Consider the following 9,256-nt stretch of genomic DNA (forward strand, 5'->3'; position numbering starts at 1 on the left):
GGTCTTCAGGATAACGCCGAAGCCCCAGGGACGAGGCGTGGGGATGTACTACTTCACGTGGCAGTTCAAGTTCCTCAAATGGCTTGACAGCGACGCGTGGCGAGGAAGGCGGGCTCGACGCAGCAGAGGCAAGACGCCATCAGACTAGTACTCGGTTGCGTTAGAGCGTAGCCAAACGCTTGGTGAGTTGCTCGACGGTGTAGGTCCAACGCATCGGTTGTGCCGTCTCGTTGTGGTGTTCGATGAACTGGAGGATACGCTGTTCGAGGATTTCGGGGCTGTTGTGGTGGATCGGCGTCAAGACCTTCCGCTGGAGGACGCTGAACCAGACTTCGATCTGGTCGAGCCACGACGCGTACTTGGGCAGCCAGAAGACGCGGATGGAGAATGGCCACGCGTGTTGGCGTCGCTGTTGGGATAGCCAGGTCTCCAGTCGTGCCGGAGCATGCGTGGATCCGTTGTCGAGTATCCAACAGATTCTGGAAACTCCACGGCGCAGCGCTTCGGGAACGAGGGTGCTGTGGACGAAGGCTTGAAAGTCCTCGAAGCGCTTGCGTCGCCGACAGGTGCCCTAGACGCGTCCGTCGGCAACGCTGAGTGCGCCGAAGAGATGGCTGATGCCTCGCCGTATGGAATGAGCCGCGACATGCATCGGTTGCCCTGGCGCGGCGGGTCGCAGCGGATGAACTCGCTCCAACGCCTGCATCGAGGTCTTCTCATCCGAGCAGACGACCCAGACACCCTGGGCAAGCAAGGCTCGTGCATGAGCATACAACTCGAGAACCGGCTTGGCACGTTGAAGGAAATCCGGGGCGGTTGGATGCTGCCACAGATGGTGCCGCCATGGTTTCAGACGCTCGGCTTTGAGCCAACGCCACACGGTTGTGCGGTGGATCGAGTCGATGACCGTATCACGCACCAACCGCTCCACAATCTCCACGCAGTCCCAGCGTCGGAAGGGCCGCCCCACCGTTTCCGCAAGAGAACACGCCAACGCCGTGGCTTGCGCTCGTGTCTCAGGGGGGAAACTTCTGGGTCTTCCCGGCCGGGACCCCTCCCCCACGCTGTGCGTCTCGTGCCACCGCCGACGCCATTTCTTCACCGTCTGCCACGCACACCCGACGCGGCCGGCGACCTGACGGTCGGTCCAGTCGGGATGCGCCTCGCACGCCAACACGATGCGAGACCGAAGCACCTCCCCTTGCGGGCTGTTGCGCCGTGCCACGATGCTACGACGGCGATCACGATACGTCTCTTCAAGGGCAACCACGTAACCTTTCGGTCGTGCCATCCGATGACTCCTCTCTCGTCGTCCTGAGGTATCCATCGCTCACCCACGCAAAAAGGTTACACTCTTGCGCAACCGAGTACTAGCTGGATATCGTTCCCGTTGCCGCCTGCCTGAGGAGTGTCGCGCGTGAACAGTGGACAGTAGTGCGCTCGCGGGATAGGCCGCGATGTCCAGGATCGCGGACATGTGCCGGTGCTCCTCGGCAGCCACATGCGGGATGTTGGCTCGCGCGAGCTGACGAGAGTCCCCTGAATGCGACGCGTTCGCCACAACGCGCCGCGGAAACGGCTTTGACCCGAACCGAGCACTGCATCGCCGACATGCACCGGCACCACCCGCCCTCCGGGTACAGGCGTGTAGGCGTTGATGGGCTGCCCTAGACAACGCGGACTGCCGCATTGCGTGGAGCCAGCACCTCCGTTGCGGTTGGTCGCCATTGCCACCGACATGGGCTATTGGTTTCATGGACGCCGACCTATCCGCAGTGTTGCCGCACGTTTTGTCATCAGATGGCCAGCGAGGCACACCCTCACGTGCTGTATGTGGCTCCTCTCTGGTGTGTATCTCCAGCAGGGCTTTCGCTTTGCACGTTATCGGAAGTGCCGTTCAACCGGACATTGTAGCGTTCATGCGGGTTCTGCGATAGCCTTTTGCGGTGGAACACGTCCATCTGACACGTTTTCGAGTCCGAAGCGAGAGTTCTGTCCAGGAGGCGCAGGGGCGATGTACGCACCATCTTGGGACCTTCCACTGGCACGGTGCACCTTCTTTCTTGCGCCGCACGAACCGCTCGTGTGGTCAGCCTTTGCTGGAGTGATGCTTCGAGGCGCATTCGGAACGATTCTGCGGCGGCACGCGTGCACCACCGGTGTGAGAACATGCGAGGGATGCAGCTACCGGGATCGTTGCGCCTACGGCGTCTTGTTCGACCCAGTCCTCCTGCAGCCGTCGGACGGTACCCGCGGCATGTCTACTCCACCCCGACCATTCGTCTTCTCACTGCGCGCGGATAGTCGTCAGAGAAACAACGTGCGGCAGTTCGATGTTCTGCTCGTCGGGCCCGCTCGTCGTTACTTCGCCGAGTTCCTGCGCACGTTCATTGAGCTGGAGACCTGCGGGCTTGGGCCACGACGCGTACCCTTCCGGCTCAGTCACGTAGATGCTATGCCATCTGACGGTTCTCGAGCTCTCTTGTTCAACCGGGAAGATGGGAAGACCTGCCAGCCCCCGTTTACGTTCGACGCACACGTGGCTATGGCACGTGCGCGTGGACTCCAAGCCATCGCAACGGGACGCTGGCTGGTGCACTTCGTGACGCCGACTCGACTCACGGCAGGTGGCCGTGTCCAGACAGAAGGGATCACGTTCCAGGACGTAGTTCGTCGGGCTCTTCGACGACTGGACAGCCTGCTCTACCTCTACGGCGACGGCGCATCCTCCTTCCGTCCGCATGACTACGTCCAGCTGGCGGAAGGCGTGAGGACGCTCGGTACACGCTTCCGATGGTCGGAGCGGGAGAGGTTCTCGACGCGACAGAGACAGAACGTGCGAGTCGGCGGTGTTCTGGGATCGATGCTCGTTGAAGGGGACCTGACATGCCTGCTGCCAGTGCTCGCGTACGCTGAACAGGTACACATCGGAAAGCACACCGTTATGGGCTTCGGGAGGATCGCATTGGAGGCATGTGCAGACACTACTGACTGGGAGATGACCGATGGACGGTGATACGCAACGGCAGTACCAGACCGTGGTGCTTGGAGCCCTCCTGCACGATGTGGGGAAGTACATCCACCGCGCCCGAGACGCCAGCATCGCCGCCGCAACTTCCGGGACACACCAGCGAGTTGGCGCGCGCTTCGTGTCTGAATACCAGGAGTACTTCGCCCGTTGCGCGGACGTCGACCTCCTCGCAGACATGGTTCAGCACCACCACAGCCCGTCAGACGTGACCGACTCAGCACGCCGCCTGCTGGTGGAACTGGTGCAGCAGGCAGATCACATTGCGTCCACCGATCGAGAACAGCGTACGGGCGAGCGATGGTCATGGCGCACGACGGCGGTGGCTCCGCTTCTTCGCCGCGTTCGGTTCACCGATACCGACGTCCCTGCGGATCTCGAGATGCATGTGCCGGTTTCGTGCCTCGGAGAAACGAACGCCAACGGAACGATGGTGGAGCCGCCGGTTCTGCCGTTGCCAGGCAGATGTACTGAGCAGGGCGATGTCAACGAACACGTCCTGCTCTTTGGTAGAACCTTCGAGACGATCGTCGATACGCTGCCATGGGGAGACTTCCGCACCGTTCTGACGCACCTTCTGGCACTGCTAGGTCGCTTTGCGCACTGTCTGCCGGCAGATACTCAGCTGCCTGTGCCCGACGTATCGCTGTTCGACCATATGCGCGTCACCGCCGCCATTGCCGCCTGTCTGTACCGCTACCACGTGGCAACTGCCACGCTCAACCCGCGTGACATGGGTCGGGCAGACGACCGCGCGCGTTGTCAGCTCGTGGCCGGCGATCTGTCAGGTATCCAGGGCTATCTCTACGGCATCGCGAGCCCGGCAGGAGTTGGCGGCGTGGCAAAGCGGCTGCGCGCTCGGTCGTTCTGGCTGCAGATGCTAGTGGACGCTGCTTCGCAGTGGTTGCTGGATGAACTGAACCTGTCCGGCGTGAACTTACTGGTGTCTTCGGGTGGGAAGTTCTATATCCTCGCGCCGAACACAGACGATGCGACAGCGACCGTTGACCGGATTCGCGAAGAGTGCGATGCGTGGTTCCTCAAGAACTACCACGGAGCGCTCAGCCTCAACCTCGCCTGCAGTCGAGTCTGCGACAACGAGCTGGGGGTATCACGCGATGGGCGATTTGGGTACAGCGCGGCTCTCAGGCGTGCCGCCAACGAACTGCGCGCTGTCAAAGCACGCAGGCTGCGGGGTGCACTTGTGGATCGGGCTGGCTGGCGTGAACAGCCATTCATCCGCGATCCGTACGGCGCGGAGGAGTCCGCCTGTCGCTCGTGCGGACGGTTCCCTGCTCGTTACGCCGCTGAAGAAGACTCGACTGAGCTCGTCCTCTGCGACGCCTGCGAGACCGACCGACAGCGAGGCGAGGAACTCGTCGACGCGGACTACATCGCGTTCGAGACGCTGCCATCGTCAGAGAAGCGACATGACACGATACTAGGACTGTGGCGACTACGGGCAGTCCCGCGAGGGAGCCAGCCACCGCAAGCCGACTGGGTAGTCCGTCTCAACAACGCCGACCTGAGCGAATGCCTTACGTCGCGAGCGGGATTCCGGTACCTCGCCAGGCATGTCCCGTCAGACGGACGCACGGTCAAGGACTTCGAGGAAATCGCCGGTCAAGGCGGCAGGCTTGCCGTCATCAAGGCGGACGTCGACAACTTAGGCCTGATCTTCCAGGAGGGTCTCAAGCGCGACGCGGGCGAGGGCTTGGACTCCCCCTCGCGGCTGGCGGCGATGTCGCGCCAGCTCGACACGTTCTTCGCCGGCTGGGTCGAGTGGCTGATCCAGACGCAGTACCCCGACGCCGCCTACACGGTCTACTCGGGAGGAGACGACCTGCTGTTGGTCGTCCGGCGCGACGACGCCCTTCGCCTCATCGGGACGATTCGCGATACCTTCAACCGCATGTGCCAGAACCCGGAGCTGACGCTCTCCGCAGGCATCTCGGTGATACACTCGCATCTCCCGCTGCCACAGGCTGTCGGTGCGGCAGACGACGCGTTGAGCAGCGCCAAGGAAGGGTCCAAGAACCGCTTGTGCGCCCTGGGAACCGTCCTGCCCTGGGATGATCTCTCCCTCGTCGAGAGCGCGGCAGAACTGCTGGAGAGCGTCGATGCCAATGGCAGGCCGCGGCTTCCCACAAGCTTCCTGTACCAGCTCCTCGAGTTCGGGAGGATGTGGCAACGGTGGCGCGAGCGCCGCAACGCCCACGACCTGCGCTGGCAGCCAATGTTGGCATACCAGTGCGCTCGAAACCTCAGAGACGCGTCCGTGCGAGACATCCGCGACTGGCTCGCGGATCTCGTCGCGTTCCCGGTAGGAGACGACTCCGGGGAAGATGACCGTTTCCTCGACGCTCGCAAGACGATGGACTACATGCCCCTGATCGCTCAGTGGGCGCTCTACGGAAGAAGGGAGGATCGAGATGTACCAGAAGCGTTCTGACGTCAGCCACGATGGCGACCGCGATGCCAGCAGATGCAGGAACCCGGACTGCGACAACACTCTCCAGAAAGGCACGACAAGCGGCTACTGCGCTGACTGCTACCGGAAGATCAAGTCCGGGGAGCTCAAGCCCAGGGTGCCGTACCTATCCACCGGCTACCTGGACGAAAAGGGCAACATCCATCTGTCGCTGCTCACGGACGATGCGCGCGAGCAAGCGGGGAAACTCCGGGCCCTTCCTGCCGCACCGCTGAGGGGTTTCTTCGAGCTTGCGCGGCTGGCGGAACGGCGGCTCGACTCCGACATGCCGTTCGAAGATGTCGTACCCTTTCTCGTCCGAATGAGGCCGCTCGCCCACGAGCATGCGACGAAAGGAGTGGGCCCGGAGAGCCAAGCACGGGAGTACCTCCGCCAGTTCATCGAGAAGAACGTGCCCGAAGCCGTCAAGAGCGAGGAGGCGTTCCGCAAAGGGTTTCTGCCGCACTTTGAGGCAGTCGTCGCGTACTACCACTACCTCAACAAGCAAGGCTAGCCCCGCGCGTAAGTGGGCGAGACGACAAGGAGAGACGCCATGTCACTGAAGCTGCTCCGACACGAAGTCATCACCGGCACGATAGAGTGCGTCACGGGGTTGCGCATCGGTGGCAACACGGACAGCATCCAGATCGGCGGGATGGACAACCCCATCATTCGGCATCCGCTCACGCGCGAACCGTTCATCCCCGGATCATCGCTCAAAGGCAAGCTCCGTTCACTGCTTGAGAGCAACGAGGGTTTGATTCCGGAATCGGGGCGTCCTCATGGCTGCAAGAACGTCGGTTGTCGCGTGTGCCGAACCTTCGGACCTCACTTCGTCCCAGACCATGGGCACGGACCCACGCGGCTCATCGTGCGGGACGCTCCGCTGACAGAGGCTTCGCGGAACCAGCTCATGCGCCTTCTGGAGGACGGGCTTACCTACGCCGAGGTAAAGAGCGAGAACTGGATCGACCGGCGCACCGGCATCGCAGGACGCGGAGGGCTCCGTTCCCAGGAACGCGTGCCCGCCGGAGCGGTTTTTGGTCTAGAGTTCTCCATCCGCGTCTTTGAGGACGACGACGAGGACGACTTGCGCGGCTTCCTCTTCACCGGGCTGAGACTGCTCGAGAACGATACGCTCGGAAGCAGCGGGACGCGCGGATACGGCAAGGTCAAGATCATGCTCGACGGCCACGACCTGAACACCTGAGGAGGCGTCACCGTGACGGAGATGACCCTCTACAGGTCGCGCATCCGTCTACGCTCCCCGAGCGGCACCAAGTGGCAGGCGGACACGCTCTTCGGTCACTGGTGTTGGTGGCGTGTGCGACGAGCAGGCGAGGAAGGGCTCTGCGCCGCGCTGGGGCGGTACGTGGCGCACGAACCCCTCTTCCTGCTCTCCGATGGGTTCCCGGCGGGAAGCCTGCCCAGGCCCATGAGCATCGCACCGCCGACTGGCGACGAACTCGACAACCGCCCAAAGCCGGAACGCGTCGACGCGGCGAAGCGGCGCAAGGCGGACAGAGACAGGCTCTGGCTCACCGTCGACGGCTTCAACGCCGCGCGGAACGGAGACGCGCTGGAGCCGAGGCACTTCACCCAGCCCGCGATGATCCTGCACTCGCGAACCATGAACCAGATCGACCGGCGCACCGGAACTGCGGGCTCCGAGGGCGGGCAGCTCTTCCAGTTCACCGAGCACTGGATTCCCGTGGTGGATATCTACTGGAAGATCCTGCCCGAAGCCGTCTCGCTGGTGACGGATTTCCTCGACGACCTTCGGAGGTCCGGCTATGGAAGGCGGAGGTCCATCGGATACGGCGCGATCCACGATATCGACTTCGCGCCGTGCGATGCCTTCGCGCCCGTGCAGGAACCCAACGGCTTCGTCACTCTTTCACGCTTCGTGCCCGCGCAGGATGACCCGACCGACGGCGCGTGGCGGCTCGCCGTCAAATATGGGAAGCTGGGAGAGGAACTCGCCAACCGGGGCAGGCCCTTCAAGAAGCCCATCATCCAGATCGAGGCGGGAGCCGTCTTCAGAACCGCCGTGCCGCGCAGCCATTACGGCAGGCTCATCGAGTGGGTCATCGGGGACGACTTCCCGGACAGGGAGAACCCGATCAACGTCGTCCACTATGGGTTCGCGTTTCCGATGGAGGCGAGGTTGCCAACTGCCAGTTGACGCGGCGGCTCGACCCAGGGTGACGGCATGGCGGTTCTCTACATCTCCGAGCAGGGGGCGCGGCTCGAGCACGAGTCGCACCGCTTCAACGTCCGCTACGAAGACCGCGTCATCCTGACCGTGCCGGAGATCAAACTCGACGCCGTACTCGTGTTCGGCAATGTCTCTCTGACGACCCCGGCGATCAGCGCGCTGTTGTATCGCTCGGTGCCGACCTCGTTCCTCACCGTCCGCGGACAGCTCAAAGGCACGCTCGCGCCGCAGACGTCCAAGAACGTGCCGTTGCGCATCCGGCAGTTCGAGTGGTCGCGCGACGCATCGCGCTCGCTGCCGCTAGCGCGAGCCATCGTGCGCGCGAAGGTGCGCAGCGCCATGCGTGTCATCGCTCGGTTCCGGCGGAACCACCCGGATGCACAGATCCCGGAGGAGCCGCAGCTTCAGGAACTGTTGCCCAGATTGGACGCTGCGCCGTCGCACGCCCAACTCATGGGCGTCGAAGGGTTCGCCACGCGGCTCTATTTCAGAGCGTTCGGTAGGATGTGCCGCGGGCTACGCTTCGAGGGACGCGCACGGAGACCTCCGACCGACCCGGTGAACTCGCTCCTATCGTTCACCTATACGCTGCTGTCGAACGAGCTCGCCGGACATGTGTCCGCGCGAGGGCTGGACCCGTACATCGGGTTCTACCATGTCGTCCACTACGGCAGACCGTCCCTCGCGCTCGATTTGGTCGAAGAGTTCCGCCATCCGGCAGGTGATCGCTTCGTGCTGGGACTGGTCAACAACCGGCAGTTCGGCGAGGACGACTTCCAGCCGCACGACGACGACGGCGTGCGCCTCCGACCCGATGCCCTCAAGCGCTTCCTCCGAGCCTACGACCAGTGGATCGCGTCGGATGTCGCCGACGCCGATGGCGTTTCGTCGACCTTCCGCCTCCGGTTTGGCGAGCAGACAGATCGCCTCGTCCGCCACTTGATGCACGACGAACCCTATCGACCCTTCGTCGGCGCGCTATGAAGAGGGCACGTGTTCCTGGTCGTCTCGTATGATGTCCCGGACAACCGGCGTCGGACTCGCATCGCCAACGTCTGCGAGGACTTCGGCGTCCGCGTGCAGAAAAGCGTCTTTGAGTGCATCCTCTCCGAGCGCGAGCTGGCGACGATGTGCGGCCGCCTCCTAGCGGCTTACGATGAGAGCGAGGATTCGATCCGCATCTACCGGTTCTGCCAAGCGTGCGAAGGGCGCATCCAGGTCTACGGCGTGGGCGATGTGACGCAGGACGAGGAGGTTTTCGTCGTGTAGGACGGGCGCGCAGGCGTGGTGATAGGCTCGCGTTCGAGCTGGATCCCAGAGAGGCTATCACCATCGACGCAGATTGAGTCGCCGTCGGCGTCGGCGTGGTCTTGACAGGAGTGAAGAGGAAGGCGATAATGAGCTTGAACGCGCGGTGGAGGGGAGGCCATCACTTGGGCGCGTGGGAAGGCGCGCCATCACTGAGCCGGCATTTGCTGCGGACTGAATCCATGCCCCGCTTCGTAGGGGATTGAAACCTACTTGGCGATGGGTTTGGGTA

At 63.1% G+C, this 9,256-nt stretch carries 7 protein-coding genes and 2 pseudogenes; 7 read left to right on the forward strand and 2 right to left on the reverse strand.

Annotated features, from left to right (window positions below; translation table 11 throughout):
• Positions 1 to 160 precede the first annotated feature (160 nt).
• Both FJZ36_16310 and FJZ36_16315 read right to left on the reverse strand, forming a co-directional pair.
• Positions 161 to 940, reverse strand: a pseudogene (locus FJZ36_16310) (IS630 family transposase).
• 135 nt (positions 941 to 1,075) lie between these two features.
• A pseudogene (locus tag FJZ36_16315) lies at positions 1,076 to 1,195 on the reverse strand (IS630 family transposase).
• A gap of 459 nt (positions 1,196 to 1,654) precedes the next feature.
• Between FJZ36_16315 and FJZ36_16320 the strand changes: the two are divergent.
• From FJZ36_16320 to cas2, 7 genes are read left to right on the forward strand one after another with little or no spacing between them, the layout of a single operon-like run.
• A complete protein-coding gene (locus FJZ36_16320) occupies positions 1,655 to 3,016 on the forward strand; it encodes a CRISPR system precrRNA processing endoribonuclease RAMP protein Cas6 (GenBank protein ID MBM3216464.1) in 1,362 nt (453 codons plus the stop codon).
• On the forward strand, positions 3,006 to 5,480 hold the full coding sequence (cas10, locus tag FJZ36_16325) for a type III-A CRISPR-associated protein Cas10/Csm1 (protein ID MBM3216465.1): 2,475 nt from the start codon (positions 3,006 to 3,008) through the stop codon (positions 5,478 to 5,480). Before FJZ36_16320 ends, cas10 begins: the two co-directional genes overlap by 11 nt.
• Entirely contained in the window at positions 5,461 to 6,012 is a 552-nt protein-coding gene (locus FJZ36_16330) for a type III-A CRISPR-associated protein Csm2 (protein MBM3216466.1), read from the forward strand. Before cas10 ends, FJZ36_16330 begins: the two co-directional genes overlap by 20 nt.
• 45 nt (positions 6,013 to 6,057) lie before the next feature.
• Positions 6,058 to 6,708 carry a type III-A CRISPR-associated RAMP protein Csm3 gene (gene csm3 / locus FJZ36_16335; protein MBM3216467.1) on the forward strand — a complete coding sequence of 217 codons (651 nt, stop codon included), beginning with the start codon at positions 6,058 to 6,060 and terminating at the stop codon, positions 6,706 to 6,708.
• Positions 6,709 to 6,720: 12 nt separating this feature from the next.
• The gene (locus tag FJZ36_16340) at positions 6,721 to 7,683 is read left to right on the forward strand and encodes a hypothetical protein (GenBank protein ID MBM3216468.1); all 963 of its coding nucleotides are present in this window, start codon (positions 6,721 to 6,723) and stop codon (positions 7,681 to 7,683) included.
• A gap of 27 nt (positions 7,684 to 7,710) precedes the next feature.
• Positions 7,711 to 8,700: a CRISPR-associated endonuclease Cas1 gene (cas1, locus tag FJZ36_16345; GenBank protein MBM3216469.1), complete on the forward strand. Its 990-nt coding sequence runs from the start codon at positions 7,711 to 7,713 to the stop codon at positions 8,698 to 8,700.
• A 9-nt stretch (positions 8,701 to 8,709) separates the two neighbouring features.
• Positions 8,710 to 8,985, forward strand: a complete 276-nt coding sequence (gene cas2, locus FJZ36_16350; protein MBM3216470.1) for a CRISPR-associated endonuclease Cas2 — start codon at positions 8,710 to 8,712, stop codon at positions 8,983 to 8,985.
• Positions 8,986 to 9,256 lie beyond the last annotated feature (271 nt).

The sequence above is a fragment of the Candidatus Poribacteria bacterium genome (assembly GCA_016866785.1).
In the GTDB taxonomy this organism is placed as follows: Bacteria; Poribacteria; WGA-4E.

What these genes read in the sequence shown, in the direction of transcription:
- cas10 (MBM3216465.1), top strand. Translation starts at nt 3,006, where the DNA reads ATGGACGGTGATACGCAACGGCAGTACCAGACCGTGGTGCTTGGAGCC.
- FJZ36_16330 (MBM3216466.1), top strand. Translation starts at nt 5,461, where the DNA reads ATGTACCAGAAGCGTTCTGACGTCAGCCACGATGGCGACCGCGATGCC.
- cas1 (MBM3216469.1), top strand. Translation starts at nt 7,711, where the DNA reads ATGGCGGTTCTCTACATCTCCGAGCAGGGGGCGCGGCTCGAGCACGAG.